The following is a 19,381-nucleotide window of genomic DNA, read 5'->3' as shown; positions in this document are numbered from 1 at the left end:
ATGTTTTTTAGGAAAGGAAGTTTCATGTTTACATCTAGCGGAAAAGATCGTTTCTCCTACTAGCAAAGTTCACCTAGTTTAATTATTATATCATAATCGGGACAAAAAAACTTACTTACTTACTTACTTACTTACTTACTTACTTACTTACTTACTTACTTACTTACTTACTCATGGTAGCTGATTTTATCAATGATTGCAAGCTCTGTATCTTAAAATGTCAGAATTATTAATTTTTTATTACATGCTTGTTTTTGCTATTGTAAGAAGGAGTTGCTTGATTTTTTATAGCATAATAAAGTAGTAACTGAATAAAATTAGTTGAGAAATTCAAACTAATTTTTAACAATATTTTAGAAAACAAGGAAACAGCGGAGGAAATTACAGACTACACAAATGGTTCAGGTAGCTATCCTCTATCGGACAAAATCCATCATCTCCTCCAAGAACTGAAGACCAGCACTGAAAATCCAGAACAAGTCCAAAAACTCAAGGAAGCTTACGATAAACTCAACGAAGCATTGGGACAATCAGAAAATGGGCTTGTCAATCAGGAGGTCTTTAATGCTGCACTTGAGGAGTATAAAAAGACTGCTCACCTAAAGAAAGGCGAGGAGGGAACTGGAAAAACTAGGAATCGTAGAAGTGTTTCCGGGCTTGTTTATGGGTTTGCTACAGGAAGTACCGGGAAGGAAAAAAGATCTAGGGATGATTCAGGAAGAGAAAGAGACACTCGTAATTTATATAACGGTCAAAACTTAAACAAGATACCTTTAAAATATATTGCTACTGTAGAAACTGGAACTATTAGAAATATTTCTTTATCAGGGTTCCCAACGGTGGGTAAGGACGGTAAAACTTGGGCTACAATCAAAACAAGAATTGATAGTAATGGAAAACGAGCTGTTTTAACTATTACCGGTCAGTCTCCTAAAAATCTCTATGGGCTATACAATACAACCTTAACAGTAACTGAAGGAAGCGGTCACGTGTCTAGTAAGATTCAAGAGGTTCTGTATCAACTACCAAAACCAGAATTTGATGAATCTCCACTAAATCCAGGAAAGACTGCTCAACAAGATGTAGAGGGAAAAGCAGGAGAAAAACCTATAGTTAAGGGGAAAATTCCTACTCCACCAAATGGATTCTCTAGTTCTAATATTCCGCAAGGCTCTCAATTGAAAATGTATTTGGTTCAAGGTGGACATAATGAAAATTTTGGTGGAATTGAAACCTCAGCAGAAGGTTATGACATCGTTGCATGGGGGCTAGTAGGAGCAGATGGAACATCAGTATTATATCCGACTCAGTATAAAAAGCAATCCATAGGCGATAAACCGCTACGTCTTATCGTGGCTTATGTTCAACAAGGAACAGATCGAGTACTAAATAAGGACTTAGTTTCGCCTCTGTCTAGGGATTCCATTACACCGACATATCCGCTGGATAGGGATGGGGCTAAATCAACAAATAAATGAGCCGGAAGCTAGATAACACTCAATTGTAACCGTCCAATAACGAAGTATATTGAAAAATCTCCAAACTAGAGAACTCACTGATGGTTCCTAATCTGGAGATTTCTTATTTGTACTTTTCTTGTATAATAGATTGAAATAGGATACGAACACATTAATTTGACTTCCCCAATTGATTCGCCCAATTCCTATTTCATTTTGATGTAACTATTTTTATCGAGACTATAACTCACATACAAAATCTTTAATTTTCGTTTTTAAGAATTTCTTCTAATTTATGATAGTCTTGGACACTATCGATCTCATAGATGCTATTGCCTTCTAATTCTTCAACATAGACATCTAGCTCTTTGATATTATCCTTAACCATATTATCCCAGTAGAGATCAACAAATTCACCACTTGCATAAGCCTTGTCGATAAAGCTGACAATCTTTTCTGCAGTTGGAGCATCCCAGAATGATACACCACTAAGGATACGACCAGCCTTGCTATCAACAGTAATATCTTGAACCTTGTAGTCGTCTCCATAGACCAAGAACCATTCGTTGGTACAATCTTCACGATAAACACTAAAATAAGTAGAACGTGTCAAATCATTGCGGAACATATTTTTAAAGAGATAATTGTCAGCATCAATAACATAACTGTTAGCTAATTCTTCTTTTACAAGATAGAGAGAGTAAAAGTTATTGTAGTCAGCGTATTTATCATTGAAAACGAGGCGAACTCCATATTTCTCTTTTAAATAATCGAATTGTTCTTTAAGGTAACCAACTATGATAATGATGTCATGGATCCCTTTTTCTTTTAGAAACTCAATTTGGTATTCAATCAAGGGTTTTTGATTAACCTGAACCAAGGCTTTAGGGGTATTTTCAGTCATAGGACGCAAGCGAGTTCCCAATCCCGCTGCTAAGATGATGGCTTTCACACGAATCTCCTTTATTCTTTAATAATAATATAAACTCCAGCAATAACGACAAGTGACGTAATAATTGTCAGCATATCTAGCGGTGCACCCAAGAAAACAACTGCGAACAAGACAGTCCAAACTACATAGCTCACGTTCAATCCTGTAGCTTTAGCAGGTTGCAAGCGATTGATAGCGATATAATAAGCCAAGTAGGAAATCATATCAAAGGCTGCAAAGACAATCATAAGACCTAGCAATTGTCCATTGGCCACTTCTGCAAATGACTGATGAGAGAAGAGCACAATTACAAGATAGGACAAGAATGAAGTTACTTGACGGATTAAGAGGGCTTCGATTTCACTCAATTCACTTTCCATGGCAAAAGAGCTGAGAACACTCTCACTTCCCCATGCAATAGCACAAACCAAAGCAGAAAGAATCCCAATGTAGAAAGAATTAACCTGTTCAACCTTATAAGTTTGAGCAATAATCCCTGCAATAATCAAGACAATCCCAAACACAGTATTTTTTGAAATCTTGTGCTTTAAAAAGAAGAAAGCCAATAAAACTGAAATCGCAGGGTAAATAGCCGATACAGATGAAGCTAAGGAACTTCCGATATACTTAACCGCATAAAGATTGGCCTGCATACCGATAGGGCCTGCTAGTAAGGCTCCGATGATAACACTGACATTACGAATATTTAAGAAAATTGAGAGACGAACTTTCCCTTCTTTCACTAAAAGAAAAGCTAGTAAGATAAAGATGCTCAAAAAATCATGAGCAGCGGCCACCACAAAGGGCGACAAATCTGTAAAAATCGAAAAGATATAAGCACTAATCGTTAGACCTAAACCCCAGAAAATACCTGAGAGTAGACCAAAAGAAACTCCATTTTTATTTTTCATCTGAACCTCCATAAGAAGCCAAACCTTTAACAGCTCTTTGGTAACGACTCACACCATAGTCACCAAAATCTGCACCTTGCTCTTCTTTGTAGACTGTCCATAGACTCCAAATAGTATCTTGTAAAATTTTATAAATAACAATCTTTTCACGAGAGACAGGTGTTTGGGCACTCTCGTAGTGAGATAAGAAAGCTTCTTCCTCTTGAGGAGTAAATTCAGACTCTAAAAAGAGGGCGGCCAAATCCCACATTGGATCGTTCATTGATGAATATTCCCAGTCAATCAGATAGAGACGTCCTTGAGGTGATTCGATAAAGTTTTCAGGCACCAAATCGATATGACAAGATTTTCTGTCAACACCTAAGTCAGCCAGTCTTTTCTCTAAGGAGAAGACTTCTTCTCGAACAGCTTCATAGTTGGCATAAGGGATTTTCTCTTCAATCAAGGATTCGTATTTTTTGATTTCTTCAAAAGGAGCAAATTCTCCCCTTAATTCCTTACCAGATGCATGAATGGTTTGTAAAATTGGAGCAATTTTATCAAATTTGGTCTTGATTGACGTTGAATCAAGCGTAATCGCAGATTCGATATACTCATTTACTTTGATACCAGCTTCAATATCAAAAAGATAATTTTTTACATCTAAGTCTAAATCCTTTAGTAGTTCAAGATTGTACTTTTCATCTTGACGATTGATCAGCTTTTCTGTCCCTTTACCAAAGAATTTAACAATGTATTGCTTATTTGTTGTTTTGACCAAATAGTTTTGATTGGTCATTCCCCCCAGCTGTTCAACACTGAGGACTTCCTCTTCTTGACTAAGTAGGGAAGAAATTTTTTCTTTAATGATTTTCTCCACAATTAACCTCCAGGACTTATACTTCCCACTTAAACACAGTTTTAAAGGCTGTGTTTAAATCGGTCGCAAAGACACGGTGAATATCTTTAATTTCTCTTACAGGTTCTTCTAGATAAAGGATATTTTTAAGACGATTGGCAAATTTCTTGACTTCCATCATTTGGATGGCATTTTCAAAATCAATGCGACCAGAACGAGAGGAACCAACCAAGAGCAAGCCTTTTTCTAAGGCATCGCGAGTATTGAGATTGACTTTATATTCGCTAACTCCCATCATGAGAATTGTTCCCTGAGGACGAATGTAGCGAATTAGGTCATTTATAGCCGGTCCAGTACCATTACCACCACAACACTCAAAAGCATGGTCAAAGGCCAAATCTTCAGGAATATTATCAGTGATATAGCATTCTTTGGCAAAAGAGAAGAGTTCCAACTTTTCCCAATGACGACCAATAACCACAATCTCTGCTTCTGGCAAAGTATAGTTGATAATATTGGCAACCACAAATGCTAAACTTCCATCTCCGATAACGGCGATTCGGTCCCGCTTACTATGAGCAAGAGTCAATAGGCGATTCATAGCGTGCATACCGACACTGACAAACTCTGTAATGGCTGCAACCGTGTCTTCAATAGCATCATAAGCCACCACACGGTCTTTAGGGAGAGAAACAAACTCTCTCATAAAGCCATCAAATCCACTAGACAAGAAATGGGTCCCTGTCATGTAGTTCTCATAGAATTCTTCATCACTCTGCATAGGAGGATGATTGGGAATCATGACAACTTTTTGCCCAACCTCGTAGGTTCCTGTCGGATCAGAAATAACGGTTCCACATGATTCGTGAATCATTGCCATTGGAAGTTTTTTATTCAAAATCTTTGGATCACGTTTTCCTTGATAATAACGCTGATCCGCATGACAGACCGCCATATAATTAGGGCGGATGAGGATATGATTCTCTTGGTCAATAGCCTCTTCCTGATATTTGACATTGATAAACTTAGGCTTAGTTAGTTGATAAATTTGATTAATCATTTTACTAGTCTTTCTCAATCATACTTTTTGCAATCTTCAAATCTGTTACGGTTGTGATTTTTAGATTTGAGTATTCCCCCTTAGCCAAGGCCACATCTTTTCCTTTGATCACAAAGATTTTACATGCATCTGTCAAGATTTCCTTCTCTTCATCAGAAAGAGATCCATAAAGGTCCATGAAGTCCTTGCAACGGAATGTTTGAGGTGTTTGCCCTTGATAAAGGTGAGCACGATTTGGAATATCTGTAATAAATTGACCGTTGGTGCTTTCAACGATGGTATCAACCGCTTCTACCACTGTATCCACTGCGTCATGATTTTGGGCAAGTTTAATATTGTCCTGAATCATGCGAAGTGTAATAAATGGACGAACAGAATCGTGGGTAACAACGATATCCTCTGGAGTAAGCGGACGATAAGCATCAATGGCTTCAATGATTTTCTCAATACTTGTATTGCGGTCAGCACCACCTTTTGTAATGATGATACGATCCTTATGAAGAGGAAGATATTTATCTACAAGATCCTCTGCATGGGAAACCCAGTCTCCATGAACCCCAACTACAATTTTTTCAATACTTGGTTCCAAGACAAATTTTTCAATTGTATGAATCAAAATAGGTCGATCACCTAGCTCTAAAAATTGTTTTGGCAAGTTACTGATTCCCATGCGTGTGCCAGTTCCACCAGCAAGAATTCCTGCATAAATCATCTATTTTCTCCTTTGTCTTACTAAAAAAACTTATTCTCTCTATTATACCACAATCTAGTCCTATCATGAAAGAAATACCGGCCCTCCCGTTCTAGAATAGAAGGATTAAAGAGTTCTATTATTCAAAGAAACTAGTCCATTTCTAGTAATGACTAGGAATTCTGTAGTCATTACCAATAAATGGCTGTGAAATTTTAGAGTTCTTCAGAATAATATAGTTTTCTTAAAGAAAACTTAAAATTAAGCTTTGAAACTTCAAAGTGATTACTTGACTTATACTCAATGAAAATCAAAAAGCAAACTAGGAAGCTAGCCGTAAGCTGTACTTGAGTACGGTAAGGCGACGCTGACGTGGTTTGAAGAGATTTTCGAAGAGTATTACTGCCCTTCATTTCTTATTAGCTGACTTTATGATATAATGAAAAACGAGGTAAATTGAATGAAAAGTATAAAATTAAATGCTCTATCTTACATGGGAATTCGTGTTTTGAATATTATTTTTCCCATCCTAACTGGAACCTACGTCGCGCGTGTCTTAGACCGAACTGACTATGGTTACTTCAACTCAGTCGACACAATTTTGTCATTTTTCTTACCCTTTGCAACTTATGGAGTCTATAACTACGGTTTACGGGCCATCAGTAATGTCAAGGATAACAAAAAAGATCTGAATAGAACCTTCTCTAGTCTTTTTTATTTGTGCATAGCTTGTACGATTTTGACCACCGCTGTCTATATCCTATCCTATCCTCTCTTCTTTACAGATAATCCAATCATCAAAAAGGTCTACCTTGTTATGGGGATTCAACTCATTGCCCAGATTTTTTCAATCGAGTGGGTCAATGAAGCTCTGGAAAATTACAGTTTTCTTTTTTACAAGACTGCCTTCATCCGTATCCTGATGCTGGTTTCTATTTTCCTGTTTGTCAAAAATGAACACGATATTGTTGTCTATACACTTGTGATGAGTTTATCGACACTGATTAACTATCTGATTAGTTATTTTTGGATTAAAAGAGACATTAAGCTTGTTAAGATTCACATCAGTGATTTTAAACCGCTCTTTCTCCCTTTGACAGCCATGTTGGTCTTTGCCAATGCCAATATGCTCTTCACTTTTTTGGATCGTCTCTTCCTCGTTAAAACAGGGATTGATGTCAACGTTAGTTACTATACCATGGCTCAACGAATTGTGACCGTTATAGCTGGTGTTGTAACAGGAGCTATCGGAGTGAGTGTGCCTCGTCTCAGTTACTATTTGGGTAAAGGAGACAAAGAAGCCTATGTTTCTCTGGTTAATAGAGGTAGTCGAATCTTTAACTTCTTTATCATTCCACTCAGTTTTGGACTCATGGTTTTAGGACCAAATGCTATCCTACTTTACGGTAGTGAAAAATATATCGGAGGTGGTATCTTAACCTCTCTCTTCGCTTTTCGTACGATTATCCTGGCCTTAGATACCATTCTTGGTTCCCAAATTCTCTTTACAAATGGCTATGAAAAACGTATCACAGTCTATACAGTCTTTGCAGGATTACTCAATTTGGGCTTAAATAGTCTCCTCTTTTTCAACCACATCGTGGCTCCTGAATACTACTTACTGACAACTATGCTATCAGAGGCCTCTCTACTTGTTTTCTATATCATTTTCATCCATAGAAAACAGCTCATCCACTTAGGACATATCTTTAGCTATACTATTCGATACTCGCTCTTTTCACTTTCCTTTGTAGGAATCTATTTCCTGATTAATTTCTTGTATCCTGTGGATATGGTCATTAATTTGCCATTTTTGATTAATACTGGTTTGATTGTCTTGCTATCAGCCATCTCTTATATTGGTCTACTTGTCTTCACCAAAGATAGCATTTTCTATGAATTTTTAAACCATGTCCTAGCCTTAAAAAATAAATTCAAAAGATCATAGGAGTATAGAATGAAACAACTAACCATTGAAGATGCAAAACAAATTGAATTAGAAATTTTGGATTATATTGATACTCTATGTAAAAAGCACAATATCCACTATATTATTAACTACGGTACTCTGATTGGGGCAGTTCGACATCAAGGCTTTATTCCTTGGGACGACGATATTGATCTGTCCATGCCTCGAGAAGACTACCAACGATTTATAAACATTTTTCAAAAGGAAAAAAGTAAGTATAATCTCCTATCCTTAGAAACTGATAAAAACTACTTTAATAACTTTATCAAAATAACAGACAGTACAACTAAAATTATTGATACTCGGAATACAAAAACCTATGAGTCAGGTGTTTTTATCGATATTTTCCCTATGGATCGCTTTGATGATCCTAAGGTCATTGATACTTGTTATAAACTGGAAAGCTTCAAACTTCTATCTTTCAGTAAACACAAAAATATTGTCTATAAGGATAGCCTTTTAAAAGATTGGATACGAACAGCCTTTTGGTTGCTCCTTCGACCGGTTTCTCCTCGTTATTTTGCACATAAAATCGAGAAAGAAATTCAAAAATATAGCCGTGAGAATGGGCAGTATATGGCTTTTATCCCTTCTAAATTTAAGGAAAAGGAAGTCTTCCCAAGTGGTACTTTTGATAAAACAATCGATTTGCCCTTTGAAAATTTAAGCCTTCCAGCACCTGAAAAATTTGATACTATTTTGACACAATTTTATGGAGATTATATGACCCTACCACCAGAAGAAAAACGCTTCTACAGTCATGAATTTCACGCTTATAAATTGGAGGATTAGGATGCAGTATTTAGAAAAAAAAGAAATTAAAGAAATTCAACTAGCCCTGCTAGACTATATTGATGAGACTTGTAAGAAACATGATATTCCTTATTTTCTCAGTTATGGAACCATGCTTGGAGCTATCCGCCACAAAGGTATGATTCCTTGGGATGATGATATTGATATTTCCCTTTATCGTGAGGATTATGAGCGTTTACTTAAGATTATTGAAGCAGAAAATCACCCTCGCTACAAGGTTCTTTCCTACGATACATCTTCTTGGTACTTCCATAATTTCGCATCGATTTTGGACACTTCTACTGTTATAGAAGACCATGTTAAGTACAAGCGTCATGATACCAGCCTTTTCATCGATGTCTTCCCAATTGATCGATTTACAGACTTGAGCATTGTCGACAAGAGTTATAAGTATGTAGCCCTTCGTCAACTAGCTTATATAAAAAAATCACGCGCAGTTCACGGTGATAGCAAATTAAAAGATTTTCTAAGATTATGTAGCTGGTACGCCCTCCGATTGGTCAATCCCCGTTACTTTTACAAGAAAATTGATCAGCTAGTCAAAAATGCTGCAACCAGCACTCCTCAATATGAAGGAGGAGTTGGGATCGGTAAGGAAGGAATGAAAGAAGTCTTCCCAGTTGATACCTTTAAAGAACTCATCTTAACTGAGTTTGAAGGTCGTATGTTACCAGTTCCAAAAAAATATGACCAATTTTTAACTCAGATGTATGGGGATTATATGACACCACCATCAAAGGAAATGCAAGAGTGGTATAGTCACAGTATTAAAGCTTATCGCAAAAACTGATTAAGGGCGACCATACAAACTACTAAGATAGAGGTTATTCAAAAACATAATTTTAGTAGAAAATGAAGTAAATATTCCCACAATAAAACGCATAATATCAAGGTTTTCGGCACCTGATATTATGCGTTTTCCTTATCTTCTTAAAGACTTTTTGTCCAACTTATTTTCCTATTTGTACTCTTCGAAAATCTCTTCAAACCGTGTCAGTTTAACCTTGCCGTACTCAAGTACAGCCTGCGGCTAGCTTCCTAGTTTGCTCTTTGATTTTCATTGGGTATTAAATAGCTTCTGTGACAAAACTACGGCTTTCCAATACTTTGAGCATGGCGTTAGCTGTATCTAGGGCTGTGAAGAGTGGCACTCCGTGTTCAATCGCTGAACGGCGGATTTGCTCTCCATCTTCATCAGCAGTTCGTTTGGTTCCTACTGTGTTAATAATAGCTTGAATTCTTCCTTTACGAACAAAACTTGGAATATCCTTATCGTCATCACCAATCTTACCAACATGTTGGGCTTGCAAGCCATGACTAGCAAAGAAGGCTGCTGTCCCTTCTGTCGCAAGGATTCCATAGCCAATATTTTGGAAACGACGAGCCAAGTCCAAGGCCTCTTCTTTGGCATCATCAGCGATGGTAAATACAACGTTACCAAAAGTTGGCAAGTGGAGGTAAGAAGCTTCAAAGGCCTTATAGAGAGCTTTTTCCAAAGTCGTATCAGAACCCATAACTTCCCCTGTTGACTTCATTTCAGGACCAAGTAAGCTGTCTACCTTAGCTAGTTTCGTGAAGGAGAAGACAGGTGCCTTGATATGAACGCGGGTGCTTTCAGGGTAAAGTCCATCTTGGTAGTCAAGTTCTTCAAGTTTTTGACCAAGAATGAGCTTGGTTGCTACTTGAGCCATAGGGATATTGGTCACTTTAGAAAGAAATGGAACCGTACGGCTGGCACGTGGATTGACCTCAATAACGTAGACTTTTTCATCCTTGATAACAAACTGGATGTTCATCATTCCAAGGCAGTTAAGACCAATTGCTAGGCGTTTAGTGTAGTCTGCAATGGTTTCCTGAACCTTTTGCGACAAGGTTTGTGGAGGGTAAACGGCCATTGAGTCACCTGAGTGGACACCAGCACGTTCGATATGCTCCATGATACCAGGGATAAGGACATTTTCTCCGTCTGAGATGGCATCAACTTCGCACTCTTGCCCAACGATGTATGAGTCAACAAGAACTGGGTGGTCTGGACTAGCCTTAACAGCAGTTCGCATGTAAGAGCGAAGGTCTTCTTCGTTTTCAACGATTTCCATGGCACGTCCACCAAGTACATAAGATGGGCGGACAAGAACTGGGAAGCCAATCTTACGAGCCGCAAGAACTGCTTCTTCTTCATTGGTAGCCGTTTGTCCTGGTGGCTGTGGAATATCCAAATCTTTAAGAGCTTGCTCAAAGAGGTCACGGTCTTCAGCTCGGTCTAGGTCAGCGACTTGCGTTCCTAAAATAGTCACACCTGCTTTTGCCAATGGCTCCGCAAGGTTGATGGCTGTTTGACCACCGAACTGAACGATAACACCTTTTGGTTGCTCCAAATCGATAACATTCATGACATCTTCAAAAGTTAATGGCTCAAAGTAAAGCTTATCTGAAACAGAGAAGTCTGTAGAAACGGTCTCTGGGTTTGAGTTCATGATGATGGCTTCATAGCCAGCCGCCTGAATAGCCTTAACCGAGTGAACAGTTGCGTAGTCAAACTCAACCCCTTGACCGATACGGATTGGACCTGAACCTAGAACAAGGACGGATTCCTTATCAGACTTGATAGATTCATTTTCCCATCCATAGGTTGAATAGAAGTATGGTGTTTCAGAGTCAAATTCTGCCGCACAAGTATCGACCATCTTATAAACTGGAACAATCTTGTTTTCCAAACGAAGTTGGCGAACGTGATCAGCGGTCGTTTCCCATAGTTCAGCAATCTTACGGTCTGAGAAACCATTGAGTTTGGCTGTTTTCAAGACTTCTAGATCTTGTGGATGAGCGCCCAATTCTTGCTCAATTTCAAAGATATGTAGGAGTTTATCCAGATAAAAAATATCGATTTTTGTAAGCTCTGCAATTTCTTCTGGTGTGTAGCCACGACGAATGGCTTCTGATACGTAGAAGAGACGGTCATCCTGGGCTTTGACTACTTTTTCAATCAAGGCATCATCAGAAACTGCTGCAAGTTCAGGCATTTCATTGTGATGCACCCCAATTTCAAGGGAGCGGCAAGCCTTAAGAAGAGATTCCTCGATGTTTCGACCGATTGCCATAACTTCTCCAGTTGCCTTCATCTGGGTACCAAGACGGCGCTCACCTTTTTCAAACTTGTCAAATGGGAAACGTGGAATCTTGGCAACGACATAGTCGAGAGCTGGTTCAAACATGGCATAGGTTGAACCTGTGACTGGGTTGATCACCTCATCCAAGGTCAAGCCAACTGCAATCTTGGCAGCCAATTTTGCAATCGGATAACCTGTTGCTTTTGAAGCAAGGGCTGACGAACGAGACACACGAGGGTTTACTTCGATGACATAGTACTTGAAGCTGTGTGGATCAAGGGCTAGCTGAACGTTACATCCACCTTCAATCTTGAGGGCACGAATGATGCTCAAGCTCGCGTCACGTAGCATTTGGTTTTCATAGTCTGACATGGTTTGCGCAGGGGCAAATACAATGGAATCCCCTGTGTGAATCCCAACTGGGTCAAAGTTTTCCATGTTACAAACAACCAAAGCATTGTCAGCTGAGTCACGCATCACTTCGTATTCGATTTCCTTGAAACCTGCAATCGAACGCTCAATCAAACATTGAGTGACAGGTGACAATTTCAAACCATTTTCAGCGATTTCACGCAATTCTTCCTCGTTGGCACACATACCACCACCAGTACCACCAAGGGTAAAGGCTGGACGAACGATAACTGGGTAACCAATTGTCGCTGCAAAGGCAACTGCTTCGTCTACTGTGTTGACAATTTCAGATTCTGGGATTGGTTGGTTGAGCTCTTCCATCAATTGTTTAAAGAGATCACGGTCCTCGGCTTGGTCAATGGCAGATAATTTAGTACCCAGAAGTTCAACACCAAGCTCATCGAGGATACCATTTTTAGACAATTCCATGGCCATGTTGAGACCTGTCTGACCACCGAGTGTTGGTAGCAAGGCATCTGGATGTTCCTTACGAAGAATACGTGTCACAAACTCAAGTGTAATCGGTTCGATGTAAACCTTATCAGCAATTTCCTTGTCCGTCATGATAGTTGCAGGATTTGAGTTAACCAAAACAACCTCATAACCTTCCTCTTTCAAAGACAAGCAAGCCTGGGTCCCAGCGTAGTCAAACTCAGCAGCCTGACCAATAATAATCGGACCAGAACCAATCACCATAATTTTTTGAATATCAGTACGTTTAGGCATAGTTTATGATACAAAGCCCGTAAAGAACACAGTGAAAATAGGAAACTCGGTGCAGACGCCTTCAGCGTCGAGACGATGTTTAGCTTTTTCACACAGTTCTTAGGGCGTGTTCACTTCCGCGAACAATGTATCTTCTCCTTTCTATTCGTCGCCTCTCAGGGCGACATTAAATAAATTCTCCAACGATTTTTTAGCGAAACGATACTTTTCGGTAAAAAATCTAGTGCAGGGAGTTTTTAGTTCGCCTGATAGCGACTAAAAGAAACGACCTGCCTTTCTATTCGTCGCCTCACAGAGCGACATTAAATAAGATACAAAGGACGAATAGAAAGCGATTGAATTTTAGGAAACTAAGGAAGGATTGACAATCCAAGTTGGTTTCTCTAAATTCCGAGCTTTCCGTCCGTGTTCAGTTAAATAAATTCTCCGACGAGCTTTTACTCGTTCTTAGTTTGATTGTTTAAAAGCTTCCATCATCTCGATAAACTCATCAAATAGGTAGCTTGCGTCGTGTGGACCAGGGGCTGCATCTGGATGGTATTGAACAGAGAAAGCAGGTTGGTATCTGTGACGAACTCCTTCAACTGACTTGTCATTGATTTCTTCGTGGGTGATAATCAAATGCTCTGGCAAATCCTCACGGCTGACTGCATAACCATGGTTTTGACTTGTAAAATCCACACGTCCTGTAGCAATTTCACGTACCGCGTGGTTAAATCCACGGTGACCAAACTTCATCTTGTAAGTCTTAGCCCCGTTTGCCATAGCAAAGAGTTGGTGTCCCATACAAATACCAAAGATTGGAATTTTTCCTTGTACACCGCGAATCATATCCAGTGCCTGTGGAACATCTTCGGGGTTACCTGGACCATTTGACAACATAACTCCGTCAGGATTGAGATGGAGAATTTCTTCTGCCGTTGTCGAATAAGGAACAACCGTCACGTTACAATTACGCTTAGAAAGTTCACGTAAGATTGAGTGCTTGAGACCAAAGTCCACTAGCACCACGCTCAAACCAACTCCTGGAGCTGGATAGGATGTTTTAGTAGAAACCTGCTTGATATTGTCTGTCGGCAAAACTGTTGCTTGGAGCTGGTCCGTCACATGATCCATGCTGTCCCCAACATGAGTCAAAGTTGCACGCATGGTACCATGCTTACGGATAATCTTGGTAAGTGCACGCGTATCAATCCCGGAAATACCCGGAATTTTCTTGGCTTTCAAAAATTCATCTAGCGTCATTTGGTTGCGCCAGTTGCTTGCTCGACGCGCTTCTTCAAAAACAACGACTCCCTTACAAGTTGGAATAATGGATTCGTAATCATCACGGTTGATTCCATAATTTCCTACCAAAGGATAAGTAAAGGTCAAGATTTGTCCATTATAAGACTGGTCTGTAATGGATTCTTGGTAGCCGGTCATGCCTGTATTAAAGACGATTTCGCCTGTTACATCAATATCTGCTCCGAAGGCCTTGCCTTCAAAAACTGTGCCATCTTCTAATACTAGAAGTCTTTTTGTCATATTTTCACCTCTCGTGGACGCTCACTGGCGTCTTTTAACGTCTTGTGTTTTAGTTGGCGTTTCTACTCGCCAGTACGGATTCTAAGATTGCCATTCGAACAAAAACACCATTGGTCATTTGTTGGACAATCCGTGATTTTGGTGCTTCAACCAAGTGGTCTGCGATTTCTACATCACGATTGACTGGAGCTGGGTGCATAAGGATTGCTGTTTCTTTCAAGCGCTCGTAACGTTCTTGTGTTAAGCCATGTTGGGCATGGTAGTCTTCTTTGGAAAAGACTGCACCACTATCATGGCGTTCATGTTGCACACGGAGAAACATCATGACATCCACCTGATCAATGATTTCATCAATAGTTACAAACTGTCCATAGTCTGCAAACTCTTGACTTCTCCATTCCTCAGGTCCAGCAAAGTAAAGTTCAGCTCCCAAGCGTTTCAAAATCTGCATATTGGATTTAGCAACGCGTGAGTGGTCCAAGTCACCTGCAATAGCAACCTTAAGACCCTCAAAGTGACCAAATTCCTCATAAATAGTCATCAAATCAAGCAAGCTCTGGCTAGGGTGTTGGCCCGAACCATCTCCACCATTGATGATGGAAGTCGTAATCGTTGGACTTGCAATTAACTCTCTGTAGTAGTCAACCTCAGGGTGGCGAATCACACAGACATCCACTCCTAAAGCAGACAGAGTCAAAATGGTATCATAAAGTGTCTCACCCTTATTGACTGAACTAGTCTTCACATCAAAGTCAAGTCGTTCCAATCCCAATTTAATCTCTGCCACTTCAAAGGACTTATGCGTCCGTGTAGAATCCTCAAAGAAAAGATTGGAAACAATCGGGTGGTCTTCATAGGGAAGCTGAGCTCCGTTTTTAAACTCAATTCCTCGCTTGATCAATTTCATCACTTGATCGACAGTGAGGTCTTCCATGGACACCACATGGTTCAATGCTTGTTGATTTTCTGACATGGCTACTCCTTTAGCTTTCTAAGCTTCTTCAGTAATCAGAACTCTGTCTTGGCCATCAAGTTCTGTCATCTCTACGATGATTTCTTCAGAACGACTGGTTGGGATATTTTTTCCAACGTAATCTGGACGGATTGGCAATTCTCTATGTCCACGATCTACTAGAACTGCTAAACTCACGCGCGCAGGACGACCATGACCTACAATATTATCAATAGCAGCACGGATAGTGCGGCCTGTATAAAGCACATCGTCCACCAAGATAACTTCGCGGTCTGTCACATCGACAGAAACCAAAGAAGTATCTTCTCCACTTTTAACATCATCACGGAAAGGTTTGGTATCCAATTCCACAACAGGAACTGAAAGATTTTCTAGCTGCTCCAAACGTTCTTGGATTCGGTAGGCGATAAAGACACCGCGAGTTTTAATACCAGCCAAGACGATTTTATTCAAATCTTTGTTGCGTTCGATAATCTCATAAGTAATACGCGTAATCGCTCGTTTGACGGTCAATTCGTCTACAACTTCTTTTGCCTTCATGACAAACCTCCAAAAAGAAAAGTCTCCTTAAACAAGGAGACTTGAAATGTATAGCTAAGTAAGCCCTACTACAAACAGTATAGACTTCACCCTTCTACTTTATCACGCTCCTTGCCTGCCTCACGGGACAGGTTTAAAGGAATATTTAATTATCAATTACTATAGCACAAAGCGAGCCTAAAATCAAGCAAAAACTTTTGAAACCCCATCTTATAAATTGCTAAAATCATATAACTGTGGGTACTGGTCACACTCTGGATTTTTAGGATGGCAAATGGATCTTCCAAAATAAATCATGGCCTGATGAGCTGCTAACCACTGCTCAGGCGGCAAGATATCCATGACCCGCTTTTCCACCTCAAGTGGTGTCGCTGATTTTTTGACGATATCGTGGTGTTTGCAAATACGCTCTACATGAGTATCCACTGCAAAAGCTGGAATCCCAAATCCTACACTCATAACAACATTGGCTGTCTTGCGACCAACACCTGCCAAACTCTCTAATTCCTCACGTGTTTGAGGAACTTGGCCATAAAAATCGTCTAGTAACTGTTGGGCACATTTTTTAAGGAATTTAGCCTTATTCCGATACAGTCCCAGGCGAGAAATATGTGAAGCAATCTCACCCTCTGTCGCCACAGACATGGCTTGTGGCGTTGGAAAGGCAGCAAAGAGACCTGGTGTGGCCTTATTTACCGCTGCATCTGTTGTCTGAGCTGACAACATGACCGCAACTAGTAGTTCAAAATGATTGGTAAAATCAAGACTGGGCTTGGCATCTGGAAAAAGAGCAATAATTTCTTCTAGCACCTTTCGTGCGCGTTTTTTTGACAAGACCATTATTCGTCTCCATCAAATAGTCCTTGTAAGCCAGCAAAAGGACTGTTTTCTTCTTTCTTAACCGCTTGTTGGGCTTGGTATTCTTCTTCTGTCATGATTTGCCAGTCATTTCCTGACACAAAACCTTGACCAGCTTCTTCTTCAGCCGTCAAGACCTTGATAGGAATGTTTAGTAGGATATTGTCTGACACGCTCTCAGCAAGGTCAAGTTCTCCATTTTCGATAGGCAAGACCAAATCATCGTCTAAAACTTCTTGATCTAGCTGGTTAGTTGCGCCTTCCATGAAAACTTCTGTGACTGGATAAGATTCAGCCAACTCAACTGGCTCCATACTACGACTTGAAGCAAGGACAATGGTATAAGACAACTGATAATCTAAGAAATACATACGGTCTTCATATTGGACTTTCCCAACTGCAAGGATATCTTTTACATCTAAAATTTCTTGATTACGTGCACGTAGGTCAGCAACTAAATCTAACGCTTGTTCAAAATGCAAGCCTTCAGACTGCTTACGAATTTCTTGAATATTTAATTTCATACTTCCTCCATAAAGATTTACTCTCTTGATTATACCATGAAAAGGCTACAAATCAGCACAGCAAACTTTGTAATTAACATTCGAGTTTTTAACATGTTTACTATGTCATTTTTTTAGTTCTATACTATAGGCAAGAATACATCAGAGCAAGGAAGATACTCACATGGAAGACAAAGAACTCATTACTAATGCCTACCACACGGATTTTAGAGCATAGAATTTCCAGTTTTCTGTTGACAAAATTTCCTTAAAGGTATAGTATAAAGATACTAATACTCGGAGGTAAGGGAGACATGAACAACTAAGTCTATCAAATAAAGAACCTTTATTTAGTAGATCTTGTTTTTGTCTCTTTTTGTGTGCTCTTTTATGCTCTTTTTTCTGGCATTTTCATAGAGTTTTTTTGACATAGACTTTGGGCTCTACTAGGTAAAGTAGAGCTTTTTGTTATGCACTATGGACATTCTAGAAAGGGCAATCATATGATAAAAATCAATCACCTGACCATCACACAAAACAAAGATTTACGAGACCTTGTCTCTGATCTAAGCATGACCATCCAGGATGGGGAAAAGGTAGCTATTATTGGAGAGGAAGGAAATGGCAAATCAACCTTACTTAAAACTTTAATGGGGGAAGCTTTGCCTGATTTCACTATCAGGGGAGACATCCAGTCTGACCATCAATCACTAGCCTACATTCCTCAAAAACTCCCCGAGGAGCTGAAAAAGAAAACTTTACACGACTACTTCTTTTTAGATTCTATTGATTTAGACTACAGTATCCTCTATCGTTTGGCTGAGGAATTGCATTTTGATAGCAATCGTTTCGCAAGCGACCAAGAGATTGGCAGTCTATCAGGGGGTGAAGCTTTGAAAATTCAGCTCATCCATGAGTTAGCCAAACCCTTTGAGATTCTATTTTTAGATGAACCTTCAAATGACCTAGACCTTGAGACGGTTGATTGGCTAAAAAGTCAGATTCAAAAGATTCGGCAAACTGCTATTTTCATCTCCCATGATGAGGACTTTCTTTCTGAAACGGCAGACACTATTGTTCACTTGCGACTGGTCAAACACCGTAAAGAAGCAGAAACGTTAGTAGAGCATTTAGACTATGACCGCTATAGTGAGCAGAGAAAGGCTAATTTTGCCAGACAAAGTCAGCAAGCGGCTAACGATCAAAGAACCTACGATAAAACCATGGAAAAACATCGGCGAGTCAAGCAACATGTAGAGACTGCACTTCGAGCTACCAAAGACAGTACTGCCGGTCGCCTATTGGCTAAAAAGATGAAAAATGTTCTATCTCAAGAAAAACGCTTTGAAAAGCTAGCTCAGTCCATGACCCAAAAACCACTTGAAGAGGAAGAAATCAGACTTTTCTTCTCAGATATACAGCCATTACCGGCTTCTAAAGTCTTAATCCAACTGGAAAAAGAGAATTTGTCCATTGGCGAGCGAATTTTGGTGCAAGAACTACAACTAACTGTCCGTGGGCAAGAAAAAATCGGTATCATCGGGCCAAATGGTATGGGGAAATCAACTCTGTTAGCAAAGTTGCAACAAATGCTAAGTCAAAAAAGAGAGATTTCTCTTGGTTATATGCCACAAGATTACCATAAAAAACTACAATTGGATTTATCCCCTATAGCCTATCTCAGCAAAACTGGTGAAAAAGAGGAACTGCAGAAAATCCAATCTCACTTAGCCAGTCTCAATTTCAGTTATCCAGAAATGCAGCATCAAATTCGCTCCTTATCTGGCGGACAACAGGGTAAACTCCTGCTTTTGGATTTAGTCTTGCGCAAACCAAACTTTCTCCTTCTGGATGAACCCACACGAAACTTTTCTCCAACTTCTCAACCCCAAATCAGAAAACTCTTTGCAACCTATCCAGGCGGTCTCATCACTGTTTCGCATGACCGTCGTTTCTTAAAAGAGGTCTGTTCAAGCATCTATCGCTTAACAGAACACGGTTTGGAGCTAGTTAATTTAGAAGATTTATAAATTTGCAACATAGTAAAAATCCAGAGATGACCTCTG

General features: G+C 39.6%; 16 protein-coding genes. 5 read left to right on the top strand and 11 right to left on the bottom strand.

Features of this window, described 5'->3' with window-relative positions; all coding sequences use genetic code 11:
- The first annotated feature begins 521 nt into the window (after positions 1-521).
- A complete protein-coding gene (locus HT711_RS00755; RefSeq protein ID WP_173249675.1) occupies positions 522-1,478 on the top strand; it encodes a hypothetical protein in 957 nt (318 codons plus the stop codon).
- A gap of 241 nt (positions 1,479-1,719) precedes the next feature.
- Here HT711_RS00755 and HT711_RS00750 read toward each other — a convergent pair whose 3' ends face one another.
- From HT711_RS00750 to HT711_RS00730, 5 genes are read right to left on the bottom strand one after another with little or no spacing between them, the layout of a single operon-like run.
- Positions 1,720-2,409 carry a sugar phosphate nucleotidyltransferase gene (locus HT711_RS00750; RefSeq protein WP_000643959.1) on the bottom strand — a complete coding sequence of 230 codons (690 nt, stop codon included), beginning with the start codon at positions 2,407-2,409 and terminating at the stop codon, positions 1,720-1,722.
- Positions 2,410-2,420: 11 nt separating this feature from the next.
- Complete coding sequence (locus tag HT711_RS00745; RefSeq protein WP_173249674.1) at positions 2,421-3,299, bottom strand: DMT family transporter; 879 nt, start codon at positions 3,297-3,299, stop codon at positions 2,421-2,423.
- Complete coding sequence (gene licA / locus HT711_RS00740) at positions 3,289-4,158, bottom strand: choline kinase LicA (RefSeq protein WP_173249673.1); 870 nt, start codon at positions 4,156-4,158, stop codon at positions 3,289-3,291. Before licA ends, HT711_RS00745 begins: the two co-directional genes overlap by 11 nt.
- 16 nt (positions 4,159-4,174) lie before the next feature.
- The gene (locus tag HT711_RS00735) at positions 4,175-5,197 is read right to left on the bottom strand and encodes a ribitol-5-phosphate dehydrogenase (protein ID WP_049524202.1); all 1,023 of its coding nucleotides are present in this window, start codon (positions 5,195-5,197) and stop codon (positions 4,175-4,177) included.
- Between the two features lie 4 nt (positions 5,198-5,201).
- Complete coding sequence (locus tag HT711_RS00730) at positions 5,202-5,909, bottom strand: 2-C-methyl-D-erythritol 4-phosphate cytidylyltransferase (RefSeq protein ID WP_101514531.1); 708 nt, start codon at positions 5,907-5,909, stop codon at positions 5,202-5,204.
- Between the two features lie 439 nt (positions 5,910-6,348).
- Between HT711_RS00730 and tacF the strand changes: the two genes are divergently transcribed.
- Genes tacF through HT711_RS00715 form a run of 3 tightly spaced genes read left to right on the top strand, consistent with a single transcriptional unit; the run spans position 6,349 to position 9,460 of the window.
- Positions 6,349-7,836 (top strand): type IV teichoic acid flippase TacF, encoded by a 1,488-nt coding sequence (gene tacF / locus HT711_RS00725; protein ID WP_173249672.1) that lies wholly within the window; start codon positions 6,349-6,351, stop codon positions 7,834-7,836.
- Between the two features lie 9 nt (positions 7,837-7,845).
- Positions 7,846-8,649 carry a phosphorylcholine transferase LicD gene (locus HT711_RS00720; protein ID WP_173249671.1) on the top strand — a complete coding sequence of 268 codons (804 nt, stop codon included), beginning with the start codon at positions 7,846-7,848 and terminating at the stop codon, positions 8,647-8,649.
- A 1-nt stretch (position 8,650) separates the two neighbouring features.
- Complete coding sequence (locus HT711_RS00715) at positions 8,651-9,460, top strand: phosphorylcholine transferase LicD (RefSeq protein ID WP_173249670.1); 810 nt, start codon at positions 8,651-8,653, stop codon at positions 9,458-9,460.
- 277 nt (positions 9,461-9,737) lie between these two features.
- Here HT711_RS00715 and carB read toward each other — a convergent pair whose 3' ends face one another.
- The 6 genes from carB to HT711_RS00685 form a co-directional block, all read right to left on the bottom strand.
- Entirely contained in the window at positions 9,738-12,914 is a 3,177-nt protein-coding gene (carB, locus tag HT711_RS00710) for a carbamoyl-phosphate synthase large subunit (RefSeq protein ID WP_173233413.1), read from the bottom strand.
- Between the two features lie 447 nt (positions 12,915-13,361).
- A complete protein-coding gene (locus HT711_RS00705) occupies positions 13,362-14,441 on the bottom strand; it encodes a carbamoyl phosphate synthase small subunit (RefSeq protein ID WP_000166853.1) in 1,080 nt (359 codons plus the stop codon).
- Positions 14,442-14,490: 49 nt separating this feature from the next.
- The gene (locus HT711_RS00700) at positions 14,491-15,414 is read right to left on the bottom strand and encodes an aspartate carbamoyltransferase catalytic subunit (RefSeq protein WP_173233411.1); all 924 of its coding nucleotides are present in this window, start codon (positions 15,412-15,414) and stop codon (positions 14,491-14,493) included.
- Positions 15,415-15,432: 18 nt separating this feature from the next.
- Positions 15,433-15,954, bottom strand: a complete 522-nt coding sequence (pyrR, locus tag HT711_RS00695) for a bifunctional pyr operon transcriptional regulator/uracil phosphoribosyltransferase PyrR (protein ID WP_173233409.1) — start codon at positions 15,952-15,954, stop codon at positions 15,433-15,435.
- A gap of 210 nt (positions 15,955-16,164) precedes the next feature.
- Positions 16,165-16,794, bottom strand: a complete 630-nt coding sequence (nth, locus tag HT711_RS00690) for an endonuclease III (RefSeq protein ID WP_173233407.1) — start codon at positions 16,792-16,794, stop codon at positions 16,165-16,167.
- Positions 16,794-17,336, bottom strand: a complete 543-nt coding sequence (locus HT711_RS00685) for a DUF177 domain-containing protein (protein WP_088791026.1) — start codon at positions 17,334-17,336, stop codon at positions 16,794-16,796. The genes nth and HT711_RS00685 overlap by 1 nt, the downstream gene beginning before the upstream one ends.
- Positions 17,337-17,785: 449 nt before the next feature.
- On the opposite strand from HT711_RS00685, the gene HT711_RS00680 reads away from it, so the two are divergent.
- Positions 17,786-19,345, top strand: a complete 1,560-nt coding sequence (locus tag HT711_RS00680; protein ID WP_173233405.1) for an ATP-binding cassette domain-containing protein — start codon at positions 17,786-17,788, stop codon at positions 19,343-19,345.
- The last annotated feature ends 36 nt before the right edge of the window (positions 19,346-19,381 follow it).

This window comes from Streptococcus sp. 1032, assembly GCF_013277015.1.
GTDB lineage: Bacteria > Bacillota > Bacilli > Lactobacillales > Streptococcaceae > Streptococcus.
The sequence above is the reverse complement of the archived record's forward strand: the minus strand, read 5'-3'. Positions and strand labels throughout refer to the sequence as shown.

What these genes read in the sequence shown, in the direction of transcription:
- HT711_RS00745 (WP_173249674.1), bottom strand. Translation starts at nt 3,299, where the DNA reads ATGAAAAATAAAAATGGAGTTTCTTTTGGTCTACTCTCAGGTATTTTC.
- HT711_RS00735 (WP_049524202.1), bottom strand. Translation starts at nt 5,197, where the DNA reads ATGATTAATCAAATTTATCAACTAACTAAGCCTAAGTTTATCAATGTC.
- HT711_RS00730 (WP_101514531.1), bottom strand. Translation starts at nt 5,909, where the DNA reads ATGATTTATGCAGGAATTCTTGCTGGTGGAACTGGCACACGCATGGGA.
- tacF (WP_173249672.1), top strand. Translation starts at nt 6,349, where the DNA reads ATGAAAAGTATAAAATTAAATGCTCTATCTTACATGGGAATTCGTGTT.
- HT711_RS00720 (WP_173249671.1), top strand. Translation starts at nt 7,846, where the DNA reads ATGAAACAACTAACCATTGAAGATGCAAAACAAATTGAATTAGAAATT.
- HT711_RS00715 (WP_173249670.1), top strand. Translation starts at nt 8,651, where the DNA reads ATGCAGTATTTAGAAAAAAAAGAAATTAAAGAAATTCAACTAGCCCTG.
- carB (WP_173233413.1), bottom strand. Translation starts at nt 12,914, where the DNA reads ATGCCTAAACGTACTGATATTCAAAAAATTATGGTGATTGGTTCTGGT.
- HT711_RS00705 (WP_000166853.1), bottom strand. Translation starts at nt 14,441, where the DNA reads ATGACAAAAAGACTTCTAGTATTAGAAGATGGCACAGTTTTTGAAGGC.
- HT711_RS00700 (WP_173233411.1), bottom strand. Translation starts at nt 15,414, where the DNA reads ATGTCAGAAAATCAACAAGCATTGAACCATGTGGTGTCCATGGAAGAC.
- pyrR (WP_173233409.1), bottom strand. Translation starts at nt 15,954, where the DNA reads ATGAAGGCAAAAGAAGTTGTAGACGAATTGACCGTCAAACGAGCGATT.
- nth (WP_173233407.1), bottom strand. Translation starts at nt 16,794, where the DNA reads ATGGTCTTGTCAAAAAAACGCGCACGAAAGGTGCTAGAAGAAATTATT.
- HT711_RS00685 (WP_088791026.1), bottom strand. Translation starts at nt 17,336, where the DNA reads ATGAAATTAAATATTCAAGAAATTCGTAAGCAGTCTGAAGGCTTGCAT.
- HT711_RS00680 (WP_173233405.1), top strand. Translation starts at nt 17,786, where the DNA reads ATGCACTATGGACATTCTAGAAAGGGCAATCATATGATAAAAATCAAT.